Here is a 21,412-nt window from a genome sequence, read left to right on the forward strand (position 1 = left end):
AATTAGCGGTTGATTTGTAATGGGAAGACCCGCAGCGAAGGTACTATGCCAACGGCGAAGGTCAGCTCGTTTCCTGTAAAAGTTCGGCTCTCCGGGCCGGTCGCGTTAACCCATTTCATGAAGTTCACTTATTACCCGTTGCTGGCAGCTGCCACCATCGCCACGCTCAGCGCTCTAACGGCCTGCAACGACGCCAAAACGGCCACAGCCGCCGAAAATGCAGCATCTGCCACGGCCATTGCCGTTGACTCAGCCTCTACGGCTACCATTACCACCGCTGGCAACGCTACCGCCGCCGACATCAGCACCGGCAGCCCGGCCACCATCCCGGCCAGCAAGCGTGCCGATGCCGCCGCCATTCTGGCCCGGCCCCAGGTGCCCATTCTGTGCTACCACCAGATTCGCGACTGGCGCGCCAAAGACTCGAAAGGAGCCAAAGACTACATCGTACCGGTAGAGCAATTTAAGGCGCAGATCAAAATGCTGGCCGACTCCGGCTACCACAGCATTCTGCCCGATCAGCTATTTGCCTACCTCACCACCGGGGCGCCGCTGCCAAGCAAGCCCATCATGCTCACCTTCGACGATACCGACCTCGACCAGTTCACCGTTGCCCGGCCCACGCTGGACAAGTACGGCTACAAGGCCGTGTATTTTGTGATGACCGTGAGCCTGGGCCGCCCCAACTACATGACTAAGGCACAGGTGAAGCAGCTTTCCGATGAAGGTAACGTAATCGGTTCGCACACCTGGGACCACCACAACGTGAAGAAATACCAGGGCCAGGATTGGGTAACCCAGATCGAGAAGCCCACCAAGCAGCTGGAGGAAATTACTGGCAAGAAGATCAACTACTTCGCTTATCCCTTCGGCCTCTGGAACCCTGAGGCTTTCCCGGAGCTAAAGAAGCGCGGTATGGATGCCGCTTTCGTGCTGGCCGAGAAGCGCGACCAGCAAGACCCGTTGTTCACCATCCGCCGGATTATTGCCAGCGGTTACTGGAGTCCTCGCACCCTGCATAACAGCATTGTACAGAGCTTCTAAGCAATAGTACAGTGCCAAACACAACGGCCCGGCTCACCTATCTGGTGGGCCGGGCCGTTGTGTTTGGTGAGGCCATGGCTTCTAGGCCACTAGCAGTTTCAGGATAGTATGCTCACCCGTAGGTGGCTATTTCACGCCGCCTTCCTGCAGCGTTTTAAAGGCCCCGGCATTAATGACATTCTTGAATCCTTTTTCCTGAAAGAGCACCGTGGCTTTGCCGCTGCGGTTTCCGGAGGCGCAGTACAATACATAGGTTTTCGTGGGGTCAAGCTGACTGACCTGAGTGGTAAAATCTGCAGCCCGAAAATTTACGTTCTGCGCATTGCTGAGGTGGCCCGCCGCATACTCCTCAGGGGTACGCACATCCAGCAGAACCACGCCGGGTTTCGCCAGTGCCCGCTGTACTGTTGCCAAGGAGGCTACGGGCACCGTGGGCGCTACAACTGTGGTTGGGGCGGTGCCAGCAGCAGGAGAACCTGACTGGGGTTGACCCTGCGCGAAGGCACCAGTGGCGGCCAAGAAGAGAGCTGAGGCTAGAAAAGCAAAACGGATCATATGGAGTTCTAAGTAAGGAAGTAGCGGAGCACGTTGTAGGGGCGGCTGGCTTTTGGGTAACTGGCCTGTCCGGGAGAATGTTCCTTAGATAGGCCAGTACCAGCCCTGAGCCAGCCTTTTGGGGCGCACGTTTGGAATGGGTATAGTAACCGTAAGCCCTTGTTAAAATAACGAGCCCTGCTTCCCTAGGCCAGTACCTGGCTTTTCGTCAGCGGTGGTGTTGCCGGTGGTATCCGGAGCCGGGAGCAATTCAGCTGTCAGGAGGGAAGGGGTATCGTTCGGTTCATCTTCCTCGGGCGCAGTGGTGCCGGTTGGTAACATGGCCAGCAGGTCAGCCTCCGTGATGATGGGCACTTTCAGTTCAGTAGCTTTTTCACGCTTGGCCGGCCCCATTTTGTCGCCGGCCACTAGGTAGCTGAGCTTCTTGCTGATGCTGCCCGTTACCTTACCGCCGTGCTGCTGTATGAGTTGCTGCAGGTCTTCGCGGCTATGCTGCTCAAACACACCCGAAAGCACAAATGTCAGCCCGGCTAGTCGGTCACTAACGGCTTGCGGAGCTTCACCAGTAAGCGCCAGTTGCACACCTGCTGCCCGTAGGCCACTAATCAGAGCCTGATTTTCGGGCTCCTGGAACCACGCCGCCGCCGATTCGGCAATTACGCCGCCCACTTCGGGTACGGCAGCCAGATCGGTGGCGCTGGCAGCGCTGAGCGCTTCTATAGTGCGGTAGTGAGCGGCTAGCTTTTCGGCCACGGTTTCCCCCACGTACCGGATGCCCAGGCCAAACAGTACCCGGTCAAAGGGCACCTGTTTGCTTTGCTCCAGGCCAGTTACAAGCCGCTGCACCGACTTCTCGCCCATGCGGTCGAGCTGGGCCAGCTCGACCGCATGGGCGGGTAGGTCGTAGAGGCTGGCGGCATCGGTCACGAGGCCCAGGTCAAAGAAGCGGCCAACAGTTTCGGCTCCCAAACCATCAATGTTCATAGCTTTGCGCGACACAAAGTGCTCTAGGCGGGCTTTCTGCTGAGGTGGGCAGCCGCGGTCATTGGGGCAGCGGAAGTGCGCTTCGCCCTCCGGCCGAACCAAGGGCGTACCGCAGGCGGGGCACTCTGTAGGGTACTGAATAGGCTGACTTTCTGCCGGCCTGGCGCTCAGGTCAACCCCCGTAATTTTAGGAATGATTTCACCACCCTTTTCCACAAATACCATATCGTTAAGGCGCAGGTCAAGGGCCGCAATCTGGTTGGCATTGTGCACTGAGGCGCGCTTCACCACGGTACCAGCCAACGGCACGGGGTCGAGGAGGGCTACTGGCGTTACTGCCCCCGTACGGCCCACCTGGTATTGGATGCTGTTGAGGCGGGTGCGGGCGGCTTCAGCGGGGTACTTGTAGGCAATAGCCCAGCGTGGGCTCTTGGCCGTGAACCCCAGTATTTCCTGCTGCTGGAAGTCATCAACCTTGATGACTATGCCATCGGTGGCAACGGGCAGCGTGAAGCGCTGCTTGTCCCACTCATGCACAAAGGCCAGCACCTCCTCAATAGAGTGGCAGCGGCGCCAGGTATCAGAAACGGGTAAGCCCCAGCTCAACATAGCCTCCAGGGCCGCGCTGTGCGTAGGGAAAGATCCCCGCCCTGGGGTAAGGTAGGCGTACGCGTAAAAGCGCAGACGGCGGGCCGCCACCAGTGCCGAGTCCTGGAGCTTGAGCGCACCGCTAGCTGCATTGCGCGGGTTAGCCAGCAGCTGCTCACCGTTGGCCTCACGCTCTATGTTCAGGTCTGCGAATACCGGTAGGGGCATAAAAATCTCGCCGCGCACTTCAAACTCTTTAGGCTGGTTGGCTGCCGGGCGCAGGTGCAGGGGCAGGTTCTTGATCGTGCGCACGTTGTTGGTTACCACGTCGCCACGGGTACCGTCGCCGCGCGTAACGCCCTGGGTGAGCTGCCCATCCTGATAGGTCAGGCTCATAGCAACGCCGTCAAATTTCAGCTCACAAACATATGCTACATCGGCGCCTTCCAGCCCCCGGCGCACGCGCTCATCAAACTCCCGTAAGTCTGCCTCTGAGTAGGTATTGCCAAGGCTGAGCATGGGGTAGCGGTGCTCAGCCGTGGGAAATTGCTTGGTTATAGTGCCACCCACGCGCTGAGTAGGAGAGTTGGGGTGGGCAAATTCGGGGTATTCCTTCTCTAGGCGGGCCAACTCTGCTAGCATGTGGTCGAAGTCCTGGTCAGGCACTTCAGAAATGTCACGCTGGTAATATTGATAGTTGAGGTGGTGCAGCCGCTCCGTTAAAGCGGTTATCTGTTGCTGAATGTCGGTCATGGAACTTCGCTTGGGTGGCTCAGAAGCTTACGTTGCTGGCAGCTGAATGGGCAAACCAAACGCCGCCAACAGGTGCGCAAGCTACGCATTGGGCATTTGTCGTGCTCAAAGAAAAGGCGGTAATACGGGTCTAGCCGGCCCATATTTTCAGAACGAGTGGGCTAGCGGAGTAGAGTAATACTGCTGAACCTATTACGCTAAAAAAACAGCAAGCTCCCTCACACGTGCGAGGGAGCTTGCTAAAAAAAAGGGGAGTACTGCTGGCTGGGTTAATCGGCTACTAGTACCCCATCAGCTTCAAAGGTATACTGCTGCTCAGGCTCGGTAATGGCTGCCACCTCTTGCGTTGACTTACCTGCATCCTGGGCGTAATGCTGTAGGTCAGAAACGGGAACGGTTTCGCGGTGAGCCCAGCCATTAATTATCACGGTCTTACCGGCAATGTCCTTCGGCACAAAGAAAGCGTAGTCCTTAAAGCGGACACGCATGGGCTGGCCGTCCGGGGTTTTCATGGTTAGCCAGCAGCCTTTGGCTTGGCACACAGCATCGGCGGTGCCAACCAGCTTCACCTGGGCCGAGTCTCTACTGCCGAGGACCTGTTGCAGTGTAGCTATCGGTTGGGCCCCGCTGGCACTAATGGCCTCCCCGTAGGTTTTACCCGTAAGGGTTGGCGTAGCGGCAGGGGAGCTACCCTGAATAGCGGCCGTTTCCGGCGCCGACTGGCAGGCTCCCAGGTGCAGCAACACTACGGCAGCGGCCAGCAGATTACGAAAAGCGTTGAAACCCATAATCCGCAAAAAGTTAACTGAGGGGTTATTTAAGCTTGGTTTTGACTTTCTGATGCAGTGGCTCTGTTGCTTGCGCGCTTGAGCCGTTGCGCATGGTCAGCAACCGAACCTGCTCAAGATTACCTTTTTTATCATAAAACTCACTTTTTACCATGCCTATTTCCGGCGAATAGTAATCAACCACCCGCTGAGAACTACGCATTATTAAGTCGGCGCGGGCGGCAGTGCCATGTTCCCGCTCTGACTCTACCTTGTAGCACTGAAAAGTACCCGCTGGGGTAGTCACTGGCTCTTGCCCACTAACTACTTTCCGGTTCTTAACCGTGGCATACACCTTGGCAATATCCACGGCCGTGCTGCTTACTTGCACCGTAACGCCCCCCGAAGGCAGGGTAGAGCCCACCGTAGGGTGGTTAGGCCAGGCCAGCGGAACCGGATCATAGGTAAAGAGCCGGTTACGGAACGAGCTAAGGCTTTCTGCATTTAACTCGCTGGTGCCATCGGTAAAGCATGTGTCCTGGCGGCACATATAGCGGAGGTCCTGCAGGTTCTCAAGCTTGTTTTTAGTATCATACATCCCACTCTTGAGCAGGGCCGTGGTAGTAGTGATGGTTTGTTTCTTGTTTTGCTCAGTAGTGAAGTTTACCACCCGGTTCCGGATAACGCCCACGGGTTTCCCTTTGCCATCCTGTAGCTGATACACTATTTCCATTCTGTCGGTAAGGCCGAAAGGCCTGGCATCAGCAGCGGGTTGCTGCTGGGCCAGCGCGGAACCAGCCGTTAGTACCAGCGTGGAAGCAAAAGAAAGGAAACGGGAAAGGGAAGTCATAAAGCAAGGGAGGGTGAAAGGGTAGTTACTGGCTGCATACGCAGTTTAGCTGCTTAGGATTTTGTCTGGTTGGGCTTCGGTCCACCTCAAAAGTCCAAGCACTACAGCAAGCCAGTGCAAATGGCCTGCCAATACGCCACCACCTCACTGATTACAGAGGCTGATGTAACTTGCGCGCGGCCCTATCGTTGAGAATTATCACTGCTAAGCAGAAATTTTTCGGCTGGCGGCCATGCATACGCTCCTAAAGCAACTGGCATCTTTCTAAGAACGGCCGGTGGCTTTTATCATCTTTCATTCTCTTACCACGCATTCATCATGCCTGACCCAAACTCCCAACCCTCTTGGGCCGATACCGCGGCTTCCTTACTTTCAAAGCTTTCTGGCGGCGTAGAGCTGGCTCTGAATTTCGATCAGATGGAGCTGCAAATGCCAAATGCGCAAAACCCCAGCTCTCCTACCACGTGGCGCCTCAACGGAGCCTTGCGCATCCGTACCCGCGGCGAGAACCCGCCGGCCGCCACGTTGCCACCCGCAACTCCTATTTCCCTTGGCTAGCGGCCTCGAGATAGATGCGCAGTTGGTGGTTACCCTGGATGGCGACGACGTTAAAATTGTGGCTGTTGGGACCTATCTAATAATTAATTTCCCAAGTCAGCGGGTGTTTGACAAGATTACGAGCGGACCGCCCAAGGACCCCAGCGCGCCTAAAAAAGCCAAAGACCCAAATGCGCCCGACCCCTTAAAGCAACTCAATGAACTGGCCCTGCGCTTAGGGCTGGTGCTGGATTTGCGCGTGGCCAACAAAACGCACGTAACCTTTGGCGCGGGCAACTCCCCTAAAATTACGTTTAATGCCGTCCTCGGAAAGATAGGCTCTTTTTTCAAGGGAAATTAAGGTCCAAAAAGCCTGAAAATTGAAACAGCCAGGGTGGCATTTTTACGTATCTTGCTGGTACGCCCCTATGTGCCCCCGGTGCTTCCCGGCTGGAACTAATGGGCTCCCGATTGGTTTGCATAACCACGAAGCTGCCCATTTTTTCCGCCCGATGAATTCTGACAGAGAACATAGAGATAAAGTAGGAGCTGGCCGTGCCGCCTCCACTTTCCAGAAGATGGAGCGGATGCCCGTTTTGCTCGTCATGCTATATCTAGGGCTGGTTGGAATTACGGTGTTGTTTGTGGTGCTGGTGGTGGCCTACGCGCGCCTGCGCTACTCCACTGATGTCCCTATTGGTAACCATCCATTTCCGCGCTACTTCTCCCTAAGCACCATTGTGTTGCTGGTGAGCAGCTATACCATCAGCCAGGCAAAACGACTGTACCAGCAAGATGATATGCAGAACCTGGTACGCTGCCTGGGCGCTACGCTGCTGCTGAGCAGTATTTTTGCCGGTCTGCAGTTGCTAGGCTGGAATGAGCTGCGCACCCAGGGCGTACTACTCAACGACCCCCAATCCGCTACCGGCACGTTTGTGTATCTGATTTCGGGCTTGCACGTGGTGCACCTTTTTGGGGGTATGTTGTTTCTGCTGGCATTGTTGCTGCGTACCATTCATGCCTCCCGTGATGGGGTGCGTAACCTGGTATTCATCCGCAACCCGTACCGCCGTTTGCAGCTGCACATGATTACCGTGTACTGGCACTTTATTGATGTGCTCTGGGTAGGGCTGTTTGCTGCCTTTCTGTTTCTGTACTAGTAGCTTAGGCTATGAGCTGTTTACGTCCCTGGCTTCTGCAGAGAGCCAGGGACGTTTTGCGTTAAGCCAGGGCATGGTTTGCCAAGTAAGCCACAGGCCGCGTGGCTTTAAGCCCAATCCGTTACATGCATATTTCAGCTTCAGGGGCGTATCTTGGCAGGGTATATTGTCGCGCTGGTAATCCCGTTTCCTATTTTACTTACTCTGTATATGTCCCGAGTTTTCGCCGCGTTAGCGACAGGGTTATTGCTGTTAGGCCATGCTTCGCTGGCGCAACTGCCCACGTACCAGGCCCGTCCCGCCGATATACTAGGCGCTGCTGAGGGCTGCGCGCAGGCGCGCATCAGTGATGCCGGGCGGGTGGCCTATGCCAGCCTAAACCATCGGCAGCGTATGGCGCGCTATGATGTGAGCTTTTATAAGCTGGATATCAGCTTGGAAAACAACTCCCGCAACGTAGCCGGGGCAGTGCGCATCAAAGCCCGCTCCTTGACTTCAGGCTTAGATTCCCTGGCGTTTGAGCTGTACCCAACCTTAGTTATCGACTCAGTGGTAGTGGATGGCCGCAAGAGCCCGGGTTGGCGCCGGGCGGCCGGCGATGTAACTGCCGCCTTGCAGCAGCCAGTTGGCAACCAGGTGTTTTTCAATGCGCTCATTTACTACCGTGGCACTGCCCCCAACGGCAACTCGGCGGCAATTGGTAATGCTCTCAACTCGGCGGTTGCGCCTACTTACGGCGTGAGCACTACCTGGAGCCTCTCAGAGCCCTACAATGCTTATGAGTGGTTTCCCTGCAAGCAGGTGCTCACTGATAAGGCTGATTCTTCGGAAGTGTGGGTAACTACCTCGGCCATTAATAAGGTGGGCTCCAATGGGCTTCTGCAGGCCGTAACTCCCCAGCCCAACGGCAAAGTACGCTACGAGTGGAAATCAAAGTACCCCATTGACTACTACCTGATTTCAGTGGCCGTAGCGCCGTACGTAGAGTATGTAAACTACGCCAATCCAGTAGGAGGTCCCCGCATCCCTATTGTTAACTACCTCTATAACCAGGCGGCGCTTACTACTTACCGCACTGAAATAGACCGTACGCCGGGCTTCATTGAGAACTATTCGCGCTTGGTAGGCCTGTACCCATTTGCCAAAGAAAAGTACGGCCACAGCATGGCGCCCATTGGTACGGGCAGCGGCATGGAGCACCAGACCATGACCACCCAGGGCGGCTTCAACTTCACCCTTACCGCCCACGAGCTATTTCACCAGTGGTTCGGCGACAACGTAACCTGCGGGGCCTGGGAAGATATCTGGCTGAATGAAGGCTTTGCTTCGTACGGGGAGTACATCTCGCTAGGCCAGTTCTCCACGGCTCAGGCGGCGCGGCAGTGGATGGACCAGGCCCATGCCTCCGTCATGACCATTCCCAGCGGAAGCGTATTTGTGTCGGATACTTCGGATGTGAACCGGATTTTCAGCTCCCGCCTGAGCTATAAGAAGGGAGCGGCCCTTATTCACATGCTGCGGTACTTGCTTACTGATGATGAGAAGTTCTTCAGGGCGTTGAAAACCTATCAGACCACTTACGCCGGCCGCACGGCCCGCACCCGCGATCTGCAGCGCATATTTGAGGCAGAAGCCGGCGTGTCGTTGCAGTATTTCTTTGATCAGTGGTTCAGGGGCCAAGGGTACCCCACTTTCGCTGTGCGCTGGAATCAGGTGGGGCAAACAGTTTATCTGCAGTCAACGGAATCGGTTTCTATGCCCACTGTCACGCCATTTTTCAATACGGAGGTAGATTTGCGGCTGGAGTTTACGGATGGCACCTCCCGCACAGTGCGCTTGCGCCAAGATCAGCCCGTGACTGGCCTAGGCCTCACTGAAAGCCGGATACTCAGTAACATTGTGATTGACCCGGACCAGTGGATATTGAACGGGGCCGGCTCGGTAGCCCGAGACAACGGGCTGGTGCTGGCCACCAAGAACGCGGTTACGGTTACTACCTTACACGTGTACCCTAATCCCTGCCTCCACCAATTACGAATTACCGACCTGAAGCTGAGTCGCGCACAGGCGGAGGTGGTTGATGCTACCGGGCGGGTGGTGTTACGCCAGGTAGTTACTGCTCCTGCGCCGGTGCTTGATACCCGCACCTTAGCCCCCGGAATATATCACCTGCGCCTCACCTCACCCGATGGAAGTGTGGCCCGCGCACGTTTTGTCAGAGCTTCTGACTAGGTGTAGCCCAAGACTGTAGCTTTCACACAAAGAGCGGGCTTCCTCATTAGAAGAAGCCCGCTCTTTGATTATGCTCTAGGCTCAAGATTACTTGCGGGCGTATTTCTTGATTAGCTTCTGTACTTCGGGTGGGGCCGGCGGCATATCAAGAATGGCGGCCAGCATTTCGTCAAAGCTGTGGGCCGGGGTAAAAATGTCGTTGGCGAAGGGGTTGCTAAAGAGGCGCAGGAAACCCGGTTGCCCATTTATGCTTACCAGATCAATGGTGATGTTGCCATAAAGCTGGTTGCAACGGCCCGTTTGGGTGCAGTCGCGGGGTTGGGGCTTTAGGAAATGCTTGTAAATAGTTTCTGTATAGGAGGCGTGGTGGACGCTGCGCTGATCGGAGGTGGAAAGGTTGTAGCCAAGCGCCACTACCCGGTCACGCATAAAATCGAAGAGGTGGCGGAAGTTGCCGGGGCCAATGCTGGGATCGTAAAAGAACAAAGCACCCTGCCGGCCTTCTTCGTGGAGCAATTGCACCCGAAAAGTGGCGTTGGGAAGGCCTGCTTTCTGGTAATGATAGGCTTTAAAATAGGGGCCCATCCAGTTCAGATACACTTGCTCCTGCACCCATTGCTGCCGCAGCCGCTCTTCGGCTGCGCTGCGCTGCAGGGGCTGCCAATCAGTGGCAGAAGCCGCAGACCCTGATGAAAAAAGTTTTTTGAGAAAGGGTAACAAGGGCGGGGGAGTTTCAGGAGTAACATATGCCTGCTTAAATAGTTTTCTAGGCAGCTGCAACCGGAGCGCCCCGGATGGGTCCATTTCTGTCTTGCTTAATGAATGAAATCTAGCTTCTGCCATGTCTACAACTCGTGCATCTGCTGTTCTCAAACACCAACTATTGGCGGAGTGTCGCCGCATTCAGGAAGAGAAAGTCCATAATGCCCGGCAGGCCATGCTGGAGGTGCAAGAAAGCGCCCTCGAAGGCGACACGGCCGAGGAAGCTATGGAGTCGTTTCGGGAGGTGTGCCAGCGCCAGCGCGACCTGTTTGCGCGGCAGTTAGATGAGGCTCTTAGTGGCCTACAGGTGTTACGGCGGGTGCCCGAGGTAAAGCCACTACCCAACCAGGCGGGCCTGGGCTCCGTGGTGGTAACAGACTCGCAGCGGTTCTACGTGTCAGTGAGCCTAGGCGAAATAAAGGTGGAGGGGCAGCCGTACTTTGCGCTGTCGGCCTTTTCACCCTTGTACCAGGCCATGGCACAGGCGCACTCCGGCGACACGTTTACGTTCCGGGGCAAATCATATAAAATCAAGGAAATTCTGTAGCCTAGCTATAGCGGCCGGCATATAGAAATAGAAGGAGGGGCCCGGACCTGCAACGCTACAAGAGGGCCGTGAGGTAGTTTTGCTCCCTTTTACCTGCTCTACTAAAAACAAACAGCCAGGCCTAGCGCACCCGCGTCCAGTAATGAGAGCGGCCAATGAAGGGAAAGCCAATGTAGCCCTTCACCTCCAGGCGGTTTTTGGAAAGGAGGCGAAGATAGCAGGAGTAGGTGCGGCCATTATTGGGGTCATAGATTTCGCCGTCTTCCCAGCGTGCGTCACTGGCATCGTAGCGCAGGCCGCGCAGAACCTGCAGGTTTAGGAGCGGATGCTGGCGCTTTGTAGCGTCGGGGTTATGAGCATCAAGCTGGGGCCTGCGGGCGGCGCTATCCGCCATGGGCTGCAGCCACACCAGCTTGCCGCACAGCTGCTTATCGTTGCAGGTATACAGCTCAATGTGCGTGTTGCTGGAGTCATCAAGCCAGACACCAACGGGAGAGAGGCCCTGGCCCAAGCCTGTGGTTGAGACGCACAGGCCTAGGGCCAGGGCAGATAAACGCATAAACCAAGGAGTGCGCTGTGTCATAAGTTGCTCTCTAAAGCAATAGGAAGGAGTGCTGATGATGCTTACTACCAAGTAACGGTAAGATAATTAACAAAAAAGCGACGCTTCTGAGTAGAAGCGTCGCTTACAAGATAATGGCCTAGTACTAGTGAAATCTAGCGTACTCGCGTCCAGGTCTGAGACTTACCAATCAGCGAGAAGCCAATGTAGCCTTTCACCTCCATGGTGTTCTGGTTTTCCATCTTCATGTAGCAGGAGTAAGTTTTGCCGCTTTCGGGGTCATAGATCTTACCGTCGTCCCACTTATTGTCTTCGTCATACTCAAAGCCCTGCATAAATACCAGGCCCAGGCGCGGACGGCTGCGCAGCTTGGGGTCGGGGTTCATGGAGTCAGTTTTGGGCTTGCCGGTCTTAGGATCGTTCGGGACCGTGAGCGATACAATTTTGCCACAGAGCTTATTGCCACACTGGTAAATCTCAAAGGTGGCTTTCTTCTCGGAGTTGGTCCAGACGCCCAAGGGGGAGAGTTTTTGGGCCGAGGCAGCGCCAATCACACCAAGCAACAGGGTTAGACAAAGGAACAGGGTTTTTCTCATGGTGATAGGGAAGTGTGGGTTTTTCGTGAAAAAGATAAAACAAAAACTGATCAGTCCAGCCAGTTACCTGTAGTGTTTGTGCGCAGAGGAATAGACAAGTTTGAGGCCAGAGAAAATAGAGTGGGCATTTGCTACCGTGGTAAAAAAATAAAGCCCCTGATCATCAAGGGTATGCCCAGTAAACGGGCTGGGGCGCGTAAATAATGGCCTTTTTATTTTGAACCATCCGGGGGGATTTTAACTTTACTAACCGTAGCGAGTGCTACAGCCCCCGCCAAGCAGCCCTAAGGTGCTGGGAAGCGAAGCCCGGGTTATGTCGGATCTAAAGAAAGGAGGTACAAAATGTCTAGTAGTCCCAAACAAATCCTGCCAAGCCTGTCGAATGTAGTCCGCTTCACCGCCGGACGCGCTTAACAACAGCTTTCGCGCGGAATTCGCTCCTATTTGAGTTATTCCCGCATTCTGGCAAGGTCTTACTTGATAAGTGGATGATGGGGCTGTACCCCAGACTCATCGCTTGGTAAGATTTGAAGGATTAGATGCCCGGTTCGCCCAGCAGCCCTACATGGTACTGCATAGGCGACCGGGCATCGCTTTTTTAGGGATAGTTGAAATAGGAGTGATGAGTTTACGAAATGGCACAACGAAGCAGTAGCAGAGCTCCTAGGCCACTGCATATAGTCTGCTAATCACCAAATTACTATAGCACCCGGCGGACCTGCATAAAGCGGCGCTCGTAGTCGGTGCCCTCTACCTGGCTGACTTTCACGCCAGACTCGCGGCGCGCTGAAGAGGAATGCACAAAGCGTAGGGGCTGGCCGGGGTCAGAGATAACAATGCCCGCGTGCCCGGGAGAGGTTGAATTGCTGGCCGTACCGGTAAATACTACAATATCGCCGCGGCGGGCTTCCTGGCGCGGCACACTTCTGCCAATATTTATAAGTAAGGCTGTAGAGTGCGGAACAGGGACTTTGTAACGGGCAAAAACGTAGTTCACGAAGCCCGAGCAATCAAAGCCGGTTGCGGGAGTACTACCGGCGTAGCAGTAGTTGGTGCCTAGTTGGCGCATGGCAAAGGCCACTATACTATCGGCGCGCACGGGTACCCGCTTGCTGCTGACCACATAAGCTACGCGCTGCACCGGTGTAGCGGCCGGAACACTGGTGCCGGTGGCTACGGGCACGGCCGCAGGACGTAGGTGCACCCAGGCCAGGCGGCCTAGCAGCACACCAGCTAAGGTCAGGAAAACAAGCCAAATGTATCGCATAACAAAGTGGCCGGGGCCTATATATCGTTCGTAACGGGGCGGGCAGTGCTCAGGTTCCGCTAAAGGTGGAGCTTAACCTACCTAAACAGCGCAAATTTCAATCCGCATTTGCAGCCTCAGGTGGTTTTGCCCGTTCTTTGGCCACCCGGTAGTGGCTGCACCCGCGCTACGTGGTTCATCACCTCATTTTTCAATCCTTCCCCCCAACCCATGCTCCATTCCCGTACCCGCTTGCTGTTGGCGGCGGCCTTGGTGGCACTGCTAAGCCAGTTCAACCTGGCTTCTGCCGCGTCTCCTACGCTGCGCTACGTCTTGTCGATGCCGGCGCCGCAAACGCACTACTTTGAAGTAGAAACAACGCTGAACGGCTTTAACAAGGCCTACACCGACCTAAAAATGCCCGTGTGGGCTCCTGGCTCATACTTGGTGCGGGAGTTTGCTAAAAATGTAGAGGGCTTCCAGGCCACCTCGGGCAGCGAGAAGCTGCGAACTGAAAAGATTAGCAAGAATACTTGGCGCGTATACCATGCCAAGGGCAAGGAAGTTAAAGTAAACTACCGCGTGTATGCGTTTGAGCTGAGCGTACGCACCAGCTTTATTGATGCCGCTCATGGCTACCTTAATGGCAGCAGCGTATTCATGTACCCCGCTGATAACAAGCAGCTGGGCAGTACGCTGGAGGTGCACCCCGCCCAGGGCTGGACGCAGGTCAGCACCAGCCTCAAGCCCGCCGGAGGTACGTTTACCTACACCTCATCCAACTACGATGAGCTGGCCGATTCCCCCATTGAAATCGGTAACCAGAAGATTTACACCTTCACCGCCAATGGTACACCCCACACGGTGGCTATGTACGGCGACCCGAAAGTGGATGAAGCCCGCCTGACGCGTGACATGAAGCGCGTGTGTGAGGAGGCCCAACGCGTAGTAGACCGCAACCCCCTGGACCGCTACCTGTTCATTGTGCACAACATTGACCGGGGCACGGGTGGCTTGGAGCACCTGTTTTCTACCACCTTGTCGGTGTCGCGCAACGCGTACTCTTCGGAGGCTGGCTGGAAGGGTTTCCTGGGCCTGGTGGCGCACGAATACTTCCACCTGTGGAATGTAAAGCGCATCCGGCCAATTGCGCTGGGGCCGTTTGATTACGACAATGAAAACTACACCCATATGCTGTGGGTGAGTGAGGGCGGTACGGAGTACTTCTCAAACCTGATTGTGCAGCGCGCGGGCTTCCTGACGCCCGACGAGTATCTTGGGGACCTGAGCAACAGCATCAACCGCGTAGAAAACACCCCCGGCAATAAGCAGCAATCGGCTGCTGAGTCGAGCTATGATGCCTGGATTAAGTACTACCGCCCCAACGAAAACTCGGTTAATACTGGCATCAGCTACTATGACAAAGGGGAGGTAATTGGCGCCGTACTTGATTTGATGGTAATCAACGAAACCAAAGGCCAGAAGCACCTCGACGATGTAATGCGCTACCTCTACGACCAGTACTATAAAAAGCTGGGTCGGGGCTTCACCGATGAGGAGTACCAGGATGCGGTAGCTAAAGTAGCCGGCCGCCGCTTTGATGATTTCTTCCGCCGCTATGTATATGGCACCGAAACGCTGCCCTACGAAACAGCTCTGGGCTATGCTGGCCTGAAGCTTTCAGTGGCTACTGCTGCAGCTACTGACGTAGCCCTGGGCGCAAACTTCAGCGCTGCGGGTGGCAAGCAAACCGTTTCCAGTGTCTTGCGCGACGGCAGCGCCTGGCAAGGTGGCCTAAGTGTGGGCGACGAGATTCTGGCTGTTGATGGTGCGCGCGTTACCGACGACCCCAATAAGCTAATGACCAACCGCGCAGTAGGCTCGCAGGTGAAACTGCTTGTAGCCCGCGAAGGCCAAACCAAGGAGCTAACGTTCCCGCTATTGGCTTCTTCGGCTCGTCGCTACCGCATTGAGCGCCAGACCAACCCAACCGCTGAGCAGCAGACCGTGCTCAATAAGTGGCTACCTGTACGCTAAGCGTACCATACCACCACTTCCTAAAAAAGGCCCGATGCAGTGTATGCATCGGGCCTTTTTGTTTGGCTGCTGGCAGGTATTAGCTGGTTAATATTTCAGAACGCAGCAACCAACAATCATAGTCAACACCTTAAAGCGGTAGGCCACCTATTGCAGTGGCCACATCTACACGGCCCCACCCAAAGCTGCTGCTGGCGGCAATAAGGCGGCTCATGAGCTGGGCGCGGGTGTCAGTGGGGAGCGGGCCCATTCCATACCGGCCATGCTGCTGGTTGCTACTGATGAGCCGCCCACGGTGCCAGGGGCATTACCGCTCATAGCCAATGAAAGCGACTTAACATCGTTGGAGGCGCGCTGCATCACCACCGTAAACTCCACGTCACTCCCCACATGGCAGTCAAAAAAGGCTCCTCTGCCTGGTGGTAGAGGAGCCTTTTTGTGTGAAGGGTTTGAAAGCTATTGAATCCGCTTTAAGGCCACGTCGCGGACGGGCGTAATTACGAGTGGTACTTTCTCCACTTTCACGGAGCTGGTATCCAGACCGAAGTACTTGTCTTCCGAAGCAATGAACTGCTTGATGTAGAAGTAGGCCTGCATGACCAGCTTCTCCACCAGCGGGAACTCATTTTCCACTGACAGAAATTTCTCCAGCACCACAAAGCGGAAGTCGCCGGTTACGTGCTGCTTGCTCAACGACTCGTAGCGGGAGGTTATATCTACTTCCTTGTTACGCACCAGGTCTTCTACCACTTTGCGGAAGTACAGGTTAATGCGCTGCTCCACCCGGAAGCCCAGGCGGAAGGTAATGCGGAAGGCATCGTCGGGGGCCAGCTCTGTTACCTTATACTCCATGGTATATGGCTCATCAGTAGTATCTACGTGCACAAACCAGTAAATGTCGGCCCGTTTCGGCCGCTTCTGGAAAATGGAGTAGATGATCTTTGATTCGATTTCCGAGGCCCGCTCCGCAGAGCTCATGAACACGAGGTGGGTGGCGTATTTCGAAATGGATTCATCGTCGGAGAGCTGCTTGAGGGCCTCCATGTAGGGCTCAATCTTCACAAACTCGGTGAGGCGGCGCTTGATGTAATAAGCTCGTAGCCACACGTACATTACCCCCATAAGCGTGGCCCCAATAGCCAATGATACCCAGCCTCCGTGAGGAAACTTGATGAGGTTGGCCACCAGAAAGGAGCCCTCAATGGCACCATAAACCAGCACAAACAAGCCAATAGCCACCATAGGCACCCGCTTAGAGTACAGCCACATGGTAAGCAGCAGTGTGGTCATGAGCATAGTGAGCGTAATGGCCAGGCCGTAGGCCGCTTCCATGTTCTCTGATTTCTGGAAGTATAGCACTACTCCAATACAGCCCGCCAGTAGCAGGCGGTTCATGCTAGGTACGTAGAGCTGGCCCTTTACATCGGTGGGGTAGTTGAGCTTTACCTTAGGCCACATGTTTAGGCGAATGGCTTCGGCTACCAGCGTAAATGAGCCCGTAATAAGGGCCTGGGAGGCAATAATAGCCGCAATGGTGGCAATACCAATCCCGATGAGCAGGAACCACTCGGGCATAAGCTCATAGAAGGGGTTACGGGTGCCCAGCATTTCGCCCTGGTGGGTAATTAGCCAAGCTCCCTGGCCCATATAATTGAGCAGCAGAGCCGTTTTTACAAAAATCCAGCTGATGCGGATGTTGCCCTTGCCGCAGTGGCCTAAGTCGGAGTACAAGGCCTCGGCCCCGGTGGTGCACAGGAATACGGCCCCCAACAGCCAGAAACCGCCCGGGTAATGCACCAGCAGGTCGTAAGCGTAATAGGGGTTCAGGGCCTTCAGGATCTGGGGGTGTTCGGCAATCCAGACCCCGCCCAGCACGCCCAGCATGGAGAACCAGATGAGCATGATCGGCCCGAATGCCTTGCCCACAATCTGGGTGCCAAAGCTTTGCAGCAGGAACAGGGCCATCAGAATGCCAATAACAATGGGCACCGTAGGAATATGCGGATACACGGCTTCAAGCCCCTCAATGGCCGACGAAACCGAAATGGGCGGCGTAATTACTCCGTCGGCCAGCAGGGCAGAACCCCCAATGATAGCCGGGATTGTTAGCCACCCCGCCCGCCGCCGAACCAGGGCGTACAGAGAGAAAATACCGCCTTCCCCGTTGTTATCCGCGTTGAGGGTGAGCAGTACATACTTAATGGTGGTCTGGAGCGTGAGCGTCCAGAAAACGCAGGAGATACCGCCATACACCAAATGCGAATCAATTTGCCCCGGGCTTACCGACTGCGACTGGATGATGGATTTCATCACGTACAGCGGAGATGTTCCAATGTCCCCGTAAATAATACCGAGGGCGATAAGCAAACCGGCCGTCGACACAGCGGTGTGCTGATGTTTTGCGTCCATGTGAGGGGATAAATGGGTAATGGCTAGTGTGAAAGCGGCGCCAAAGGTAGGACATGCAGCAATAGCAGCCGTAAGCAAACGTAGGCGAAGGGGCTCCTAAAGTAAAGAGTGGCCTAGAAAAGATCTGACGGTGAGGAGGTTAACTTAGCCGCCTGGCTGGCATTCCAGGAACTCTGCAACCAATACTCGTCGGCAGCGGCAGCCTCATCGTGGCGCTTCCGAATGCGGCGGTTGGCCTCGGCCGCCAGCTGCTGCCAGCTTCGCGCCGCCCCCGACAAGGCGAAGTAAACAGCTTCCTGCCCCGGCCGGTGCAGGCGCCACCGGTTAGAGCCACGGGTACCAAAGGCCAGCAGTAGCGCACCAAGAGCCATGCCCGCCGCGGCCGGAATAGTGCGCAGCCAGTTCTGCAGAAAGCCCAGCATAAAGCCCGCCAGTATAAAACCGCCCAGCAGAAACCAGAGCAGCCAGCGCACCGGCTGCACATCTACGCCGGCCAGCTCCCGCCATCCGTAGGCCTGTCCGTTCACCTCCAGGGTGTCGTTGGTTAGGGCCATGCGGCCATCTTCACTGCGCACCACGGTAAACTGCTCCGGTGGGGGTGGGGGCAGCAAGAAAAAGCCCGAGTTCTGGCTACCTAAAGGCAGGGGAGTGCCATCAGCTGCTTGAGGTGCCTGAGCAGTAGGGTGCGGCGTGCCCGGCTCCGCGGGCGGCGGGCCAGTAGCTGCGGAGGAATCCTCAGCGGGATCAGGAGAAGAGGGAGGCGGAATAGACATACAAAAAGAAGCCCCGCTACCCGGTAAAGCTCCCCTGAAGCGGGCGGGCTGTTCCAGAAAGCGGGGCTTGAAATGTCAATAGCTTAGTTGTTGACTTTCAGGAGTTCCACGTCGAAGATAAGCGCGGTATCCGGGCCGATGTCGCGGCCAGCGCCACGGCGGCCGTAGGCCAGATCAGAGGGAATGTAGAGGCGCCACTTAGAGCCTTCGGGCATCAACTGCAGCGCTTCTGTCCAGCCGGCAATTACCTGATTTACGCCAAACGTAGCCGGCTGGCCGCGCTGGTAAGAGCTATCAAACACGTTGCCGTTGATGAGCGTGCCGTGGTAGTGAGTAGTAACCGATGAGCCGAGGCCAGGCTTCTTGCCGGTGCCTTCCGTCAGCACTTCGTACTGTAGGCCACTGGGCAGAGTCTGCACGCCGGGCTTGTTCTTGTTTTCCGCGAGGAAAGCTTCGCCTTCTGCTTTGTTGTTCATAGAGTTGGAGTCTTGAGATTCATCTTCTTCCTGCCCAACACCCATTTGCTCCTGCAGCTGCTGCATGGCGGCTTGCATTTGCTCGGGGGTGAGGCGGCTGGGCTCGCCGCCCAGAGCTTCTTTCATGCTCTGCGCAAACGTATCAACATCAATGTCGAGTCCTTGTTGCGCAAAGTTGCGGGCCATGTCGCGCCCAATGATGTAGCTGATCTGCTCTTTCAGGCTGGTCAGGTTCATATTTGGTGTGGTATGCAGCGCGGCGCGCGGCGGCTCTTACCCTTCGGCAGGAGGCGCCAGCACCGGCAGCGGTGAGTAATACCGGCGACTCGCGCGAGCCGCCGAACTGTGAAGTACAGTAAACTGCCGGGAATGGATGCGGTTTTTTTGATGCCGAGCTGCTAACCCCTTGATGGTGAAAGCCGGATTATTACTTCTAGTGCACTCAAGCGGCCAAAAGAGGAAGCTAGCTCTGGGTGATAGCCAAAAAACTATACGGCTGAATTGCACCACAACTCCACAGAAACACACCTAACAGGTAGGGCCGCAAGTACGGGTAGGCCTAAACGCCACGAACTCCGCCGGGGGCGGAGTTCGTGGAAATGACTAAGAGCGGCACCACTTAGCAGAAGTGCAACTCTTCTTCGTCGCGTAGGTCGAAAAATAGGTTCATGTCGCGTACCTGAGCAGCCAGATAGCGCAACGACCCCAGGCCTCCCAGAACAAGTAGAGAAGAAACGGCAGCAGTGCTCTTTTTCATAGTGCTTTATGTATGTTGATGTAATTCAGTTTATTGAGTGCAAAGATACTATGCAAAAGTTAAGAAAGTGTTATGCAAGCATCATTTATTTGAGAAGAAAGCCTGATGAAGAAGGCACCCTAAACACTCAGGTGGTGCAGTGGCCGGTCTGCAACGAAGTTAGATGTGTAGGGTTGTGTTTAAACCAATGGTAATACTGTAAAACTCTATAAATAAGATGTTTATGATCTGTGCGAAATTGGTGCCACGGGCTGTCAGTAGCGTAACCTAGCGCAAGTATTGCGGTTCTGAGGCCACAGCACCTATATTTGCTGAGCATATGGTGATGGATTTCCACCGCGAACCGCCAGCAGCCCCGGCTCTGCGCTGATGATTCCTACTGAACGGCTGCTCACGTTGGGCGGCTGCCTGCTTCATCGTGTTGTTCGCCTTATGCCTCTTCGTCCCGTTTCTCTTACTCACTTGTTCTCAGGGCTGCGCGCCCTCAACCTGCCTGCTACCCTGTATTTTATATTGCGGTGGTTGGTGCTCAGCGCATTAATTGGCGTGTTGGCTGGTTCGGCATCGGCCTACTTTCTGGTTTCTCTGGAGTGGGTAACAACTTACCGCGAGCTGCACGAGTGGATCATTATGTGGCTGCCCCTGGCCGGGCTGGTTGTAGGAGCTGGGTACCATTACTTTGGTGATAGGGTAGCGCGCGGCAACAATCTGGTATTAGAGGAGATTCATGCGCCCCGCATGCTCATTCCGCTCCGGCTGGTACCGCTGGTGCTGGGCGGCACGCTTATCACGCACCTGTTTGGGGGCTCAGCGGGCCGTGAGGGGACAGCCGTGCAAATGGGTGGCGCCCTAGCCGACCAGCTTACCCGCGTCTTTCGGCTCCGGCCCCGCGACCGGCGCCTGTTGCTTATTGCGGGCATGAGTGCCGGCTTTGCTTCGGTGTTTGGTACGCCGCTGGCAGGAGCAGTATTTGGGCTGGAGGTGTTTCTGCTGGGCACTATTCGGTACGATGCCGTGCTACCGGCCTTCCTGGCCGCCGTCAGCGCCGATTTTGTTACCCGAGCCTGGGGCGTAGGCCACACGCACTACCCGCAGCTGGCTGCACTGCCTCTCACGCCCCTTGGGCTGGGCTGCACCTTACTGGCCGGGGGGCTATTTGGGCTCACCGCGCGCAGTTTCGCAACGCTTACTCACTGGGTTAGCCGGCAGTTTGCCCGGGTGGCCTACGCACCCTTGCGGCCCGTATTAGGGGGGGCGCTGGTGGTGGCAGCCATGTGGAGTTTGGGCACTACTCGCTACAGTGGCCTAGGGGTGCCAGTAATTGTGGAGGCGTTTCACGTGACTCTGCCGCCACTTGATTTCACCCTGAAATTGCTGCTTACGGCCCTCACCCTAGGTAGCGGCTTTAAGGGAGGAGAGGTTACCCCGCTGTTTTTTATTGGGGCTACGCTGGGTAGCGCGCTATCAATGGTGCTGCCGCTGCCGGTGGCGCTATTGGCGGCCATGGGCTTTGTGGCCGTGTTTGCAGGAGCCGCCAACACCCCGCTGGCCTGTACGCTCATGGGGCTGGAGCTATTTGGCATTCAGGGAGGCGTTTATTTGGGGCTAGCGTGCGTAGTGGCCTACTTATTTTCGGGGCACCGGGGTATCTACTCAGCCCAGATGATTGGCCAGGCCAAGCACCTGGGCCTGGGCCGCGAACAAGGCAAGCGCTTAGGTGAGCTATAGGGAAGCCCACCGACTCAGGCTATGAGCTTGCGCGACTTGGCTAGGC

At 55.8% G+C, this 21,412-nt stretch carries 20 protein-coding genes and 1 riboswitch; of the genes, 8 read left to right on the forward strand and 12 right to left on the reverse strand.

Annotated elements, in window-relative coordinates:
* Positions 1-117 precede the first annotated feature (117 nt).
* Positions 118-1,044, forward strand: coding sequence for a polysaccharide deacetylase family protein (locus HMJ29_RS16860; RefSeq protein ID WP_171592580.1), 927 nt, complete (start codon positions 118-120; stop codon positions 1,042-1,044).
* Between the two features lie 126 nt (positions 1,045-1,170).
* Here HMJ29_RS16860 and HMJ29_RS16865 read toward each other — a convergent pair whose 3' ends face one another.
* From HMJ29_RS16865 to HMJ29_RS16880, 4 genes are all read right to left on the reverse strand, one after another.
* The gene (locus HMJ29_RS16865; protein WP_171592582.1) at positions 1,171-1,599 is read right to left on the reverse strand and encodes a rhodanese-like domain-containing protein; all 429 of its coding nucleotides are present in this window, start codon (positions 1,597-1,599) and stop codon (positions 1,171-1,173) included.
* A 162-nt stretch (positions 1,600-1,761) separates the two neighbouring features.
* Positions 1,762-3,924: an NAD-dependent DNA ligase LigA gene (gene ligA / locus HMJ29_RS16870; protein ID WP_171592583.1), complete on the reverse strand. Its 2,163-nt coding sequence runs from the start codon at positions 3,922-3,924 to the stop codon at positions 1,762-1,764.
* 269 nt (positions 3,925-4,193) lie between these two features.
* Positions 4,194-4,712, reverse strand: a complete 519-nt coding sequence (locus HMJ29_RS16875; RefSeq protein WP_171592584.1) for a DUF4920 domain-containing protein — start codon at positions 4,710-4,712, stop codon at positions 4,194-4,196.
* A 25-nt stretch (positions 4,713-4,737) separates the two neighbouring features.
* Positions 4,738-5,541, reverse strand: coding sequence for a TapB family protein (locus HMJ29_RS16880; protein WP_171592585.1), 804 nt, complete (start codon positions 5,539-5,541; stop codon positions 4,738-4,740).
* 318 nt (positions 5,542-5,859) lie between these two features.
* On the opposite strand from HMJ29_RS16880, the gene HMJ29_RS16885 reads away from it, so the two are divergent.
* From HMJ29_RS16885 to HMJ29_RS16900, 4 genes are all read left to right on the forward strand, one after another.
* Positions 5,860-6,099, forward strand: coding sequence for a hypothetical protein (locus HMJ29_RS16885; protein WP_171592586.1), 240 nt, complete (start codon positions 5,860-5,862; stop codon positions 6,097-6,099).
* Positions 6,092-6,439, forward strand: coding sequence for a hypothetical protein (locus tag HMJ29_RS16890; protein ID WP_171592587.1), 348 nt, complete (start codon positions 6,092-6,094; stop codon positions 6,437-6,439). The genes HMJ29_RS16885 and HMJ29_RS16890 overlap by 8 nt, the downstream gene beginning before the upstream one ends.
* Positions 6,440-6,590: 151 nt before the next feature.
* The gene (locus HMJ29_RS16895) at positions 6,591-7,241 is read left to right on the forward strand and encodes a cytochrome c oxidase subunit 3 (protein WP_171592588.1); all 651 of its coding nucleotides are present in this window, start codon (positions 6,591-6,593) and stop codon (positions 7,239-7,241) included.
* A 210-nt stretch (positions 7,242-7,451) separates the two neighbouring features.
* The gene (locus HMJ29_RS16900; RefSeq protein ID WP_171592589.1) at positions 7,452-9,473 is read left to right on the forward strand and encodes a M1 family metallopeptidase; all 2,022 of its coding nucleotides are present in this window, start codon (positions 7,452-7,454) and stop codon (positions 9,471-9,473) included.
* 87 nt (positions 9,474-9,560) lie between these two features.
* Here HMJ29_RS16900 and HMJ29_RS16905 read toward each other — a convergent pair whose 3' ends face one another.
* A complete protein-coding gene (locus HMJ29_RS16905; RefSeq protein ID WP_171592591.1) occupies positions 9,561-10,193 on the reverse strand; it encodes a hypothetical protein in 633 nt (210 codons plus the stop codon).
* A gap of 121 nt (positions 10,194-10,314) precedes the next feature.
* On the opposite strand from HMJ29_RS16905, the gene HMJ29_RS16910 reads away from it, so the two are divergent.
* Positions 10,315-10,782, forward strand: coding sequence for a hypothetical protein (locus tag HMJ29_RS16910; RefSeq protein ID WP_171592592.1), 468 nt, complete (start codon positions 10,315-10,317; stop codon positions 10,780-10,782).
* Positions 10,783-10,903: 121 nt separating this feature from the next.
* Here HMJ29_RS16910 and HMJ29_RS16915 read toward each other — a convergent pair whose 3' ends face one another.
* From HMJ29_RS16915 to HMJ29_RS16925, 3 genes are all read right to left on the reverse strand, one after another.
* Complete coding sequence (locus tag HMJ29_RS16915) at positions 10,904-11,341, reverse strand: DUF2147 domain-containing protein (protein WP_171592594.1); 438 nt, start codon at positions 11,339-11,341, stop codon at positions 10,904-10,906.
* A 158-nt stretch (positions 11,342-11,499) separates the two neighbouring features.
* The gene (locus HMJ29_RS16920) at positions 11,500-11,940 is read right to left on the reverse strand and encodes a DUF2147 domain-containing protein (RefSeq protein WP_171592596.1); all 441 of its coding nucleotides are present in this window, start codon (positions 11,938-11,940) and stop codon (positions 11,500-11,502) included.
* Positions 11,941-12,640: 700 nt separating this feature from the next.
* Entirely contained in the window at positions 12,641-13,207 is a 567-nt protein-coding gene (locus HMJ29_RS16925) for a C40 family peptidase (protein ID WP_171592598.1), read from the reverse strand.
* Positions 13,208-13,417: 210 nt separating this feature from the next.
* Between HMJ29_RS16925 and HMJ29_RS16930 the strand changes: the two genes are divergently transcribed.
* Positions 13,418-15,223, forward strand: coding sequence for a M61 family metallopeptidase (locus tag HMJ29_RS16930; RefSeq protein ID WP_244679108.1), 1,806 nt, complete (start codon positions 13,418-13,420; stop codon positions 15,221-15,223).
* Positions 15,224-15,679: 456 nt separating this feature from the next.
* Here HMJ29_RS16930 and HMJ29_RS16935 read toward each other — a convergent pair whose 3' ends face one another.
* The 4 genes from HMJ29_RS16935 to HMJ29_RS16950 all read right to left on the reverse strand — a co-directional run bounded on the left by HMJ29_RS16935 (position 15,680) and on the right by HMJ29_RS16950 (position 19,638).
* Entirely contained in the window at positions 15,680-17,632 is a 1,953-nt protein-coding gene (locus tag HMJ29_RS16935; protein ID WP_171592599.1) for a KUP/HAK/KT family potassium transporter, read from the reverse strand.
* Positions 17,633-17,745: 113 nt separating this feature from the next.
* Positions 17,746-18,405, reverse strand: coding sequence for a hypothetical protein (locus HMJ29_RS16940; protein WP_171592601.1), 660 nt, complete (start codon positions 18,403-18,405; stop codon positions 17,746-17,748).
* Positions 18,406-18,488: 83 nt separating this feature from the next.
* The gene (bamJ, locus tag HMJ29_RS16945; RefSeq protein WP_171592602.1) at positions 18,489-19,118 is read right to left on the reverse strand and encodes a BamJ family beta-barrel-assembly machinery protein; all 630 of its coding nucleotides are present in this window, start codon (positions 19,116-19,118) and stop codon (positions 18,489-18,491) included.
* Positions 19,119-19,500: 382 nt separating this feature from the next.
* Complete coding sequence (locus HMJ29_RS16950; RefSeq protein ID WP_167855174.1) at positions 19,501-19,638, reverse strand: hypothetical protein; 138 nt, start codon at positions 19,636-19,638, stop codon at positions 19,501-19,503.
* A gap of 312 nt (positions 19,639-19,950) precedes the next feature.
* A riboswitch (Fluoride riboswitch) is annotated at positions 19,951-20,024 on the forward strand.
* Positions 20,025-20,070: 46 nt separating this feature from the next.
* On the opposite strand from HMJ29_RS16950, the gene HMJ29_RS16955 reads away from it, so the two are divergent.
* Positions 20,071-21,366, forward strand: coding sequence for a chloride channel protein (locus HMJ29_RS16955; protein ID WP_171592603.1), 1,296 nt, complete (start codon positions 20,071-20,073; stop codon positions 21,364-21,366).
* The last annotated feature ends 46 nt before the right edge of the window (positions 21,367-21,412 follow it).

It is taken from the genome of Hymenobacter taeanensis (assembly GCF_013137895.1).
Taxonomy (GTDB): Bacteria; Bacteroidota; Bacteroidia; order Cytophagales; family Hymenobacteraceae; genus Hymenobacter; species Hymenobacter taeanensis.

Excerpts from the sequence above, each read along its gene's own strand:
- HMJ29_RS16860 (WP_171592580.1), top strand. The coding sequence starts at position 118 with ATGAAGTTCACTTATTACCCGTTGCTGGCAGCTGCCACCATCGCCACG.
- HMJ29_RS16865 (WP_171592582.1), bottom strand. The coding sequence starts at position 1,599 with ATGATCCGTTTTGCTTTTCTAGCCTCAGCTCTCTTCTTGGCCGCCACT.
- ligA (WP_171592583.1), bottom strand. The coding sequence starts at position 3,924 with ATGACCGACATTCAGCAACAGATAACCGCTTTAACGGAGCGGCTGCAC.
- HMJ29_RS16875 (WP_171592584.1), bottom strand. The coding sequence starts at position 4,712 with ATGGGTTTCAACGCTTTTCGTAATCTGCTGGCCGCTGCCGTAGTGTTG.
- HMJ29_RS16880 (WP_171592585.1), bottom strand. The coding sequence starts at position 5,541 with ATGACTTCCCTTTCCCGTTTCCTTTCTTTTGCTTCCACGCTGGTACTA.
- HMJ29_RS16885 (WP_171592586.1), top strand. The coding sequence starts at position 5,860 with ATGCCTGACCCAAACTCCCAACCCTCTTGGGCCGATACCGCGGCTTCC.
- HMJ29_RS16895 (WP_171592588.1), top strand. The coding sequence starts at position 6,591 with ATGAATTCTGACAGAGAACATAGAGATAAAGTAGGAGCTGGCCGTGCC.
- HMJ29_RS16900 (WP_171592589.1), top strand. The coding sequence starts at position 7,452 with ATGTCCCGAGTTTTCGCCGCGTTAGCGACAGGGTTATTGCTGTTAGGC.
- HMJ29_RS16910 (WP_171592592.1), top strand. The coding sequence starts at position 10,315 with ATGTCTACAACTCGTGCATCTGCTGTTCTCAAACACCAACTATTGGCG.
- HMJ29_RS16915 (WP_171592594.1), bottom strand. The coding sequence starts at position 11,341 with ATGCGTTTATCTGCCCTGGCCCTAGGCCTGTGCGTCTCAACCACAGGC.
- HMJ29_RS16920 (WP_171592596.1), bottom strand. The coding sequence starts at position 11,940 with ATGAGAAAAACCCTGTTCCTTTGTCTAACCCTGTTGCTTGGTGTGATT.
- HMJ29_RS16925 (WP_171592598.1), bottom strand. The coding sequence starts at position 13,207 with ATGCGATACATTTGGCTTGTTTTCCTGACCTTAGCTGGTGTGCTGCTA.
- HMJ29_RS16930 (WP_244679108.1), top strand. The coding sequence starts at position 13,418 with ATGCTCCATTCCCGTACCCGCTTGCTGTTGGCGGCGGCCTTGGTGGCA.
- HMJ29_RS16935 (WP_171592599.1), bottom strand. The coding sequence starts at position 17,632 with ATGGACGCAAAACATCAGCACACCGCTGTGTCGACGGCCGGTTTGCTT.
- HMJ29_RS16940 (WP_171592601.1), bottom strand. The coding sequence starts at position 18,405 with ATGTCTATTCCGCCTCCCTCTTCTCCTGATCCCGCTGAGGATTCCTCC.
- bamJ (WP_171592602.1), bottom strand. The coding sequence starts at position 19,118 with ATGAACCTGACCAGCCTGAAAGAGCAGATCAGCTACATCATTGGGCGC.
- HMJ29_RS16950 (WP_167855174.1), bottom strand. The coding sequence starts at position 19,638 with ATGAAAAAGAGCACTGCTGCCGTTTCTTCTCTACTTGTTCTGGGAGGC.
- HMJ29_RS16955 (WP_171592603.1), top strand. The coding sequence starts at position 20,071 with ATGCCTCTTCGTCCCGTTTCTCTTACTCACTTGTTCTCAGGGCTGCGC.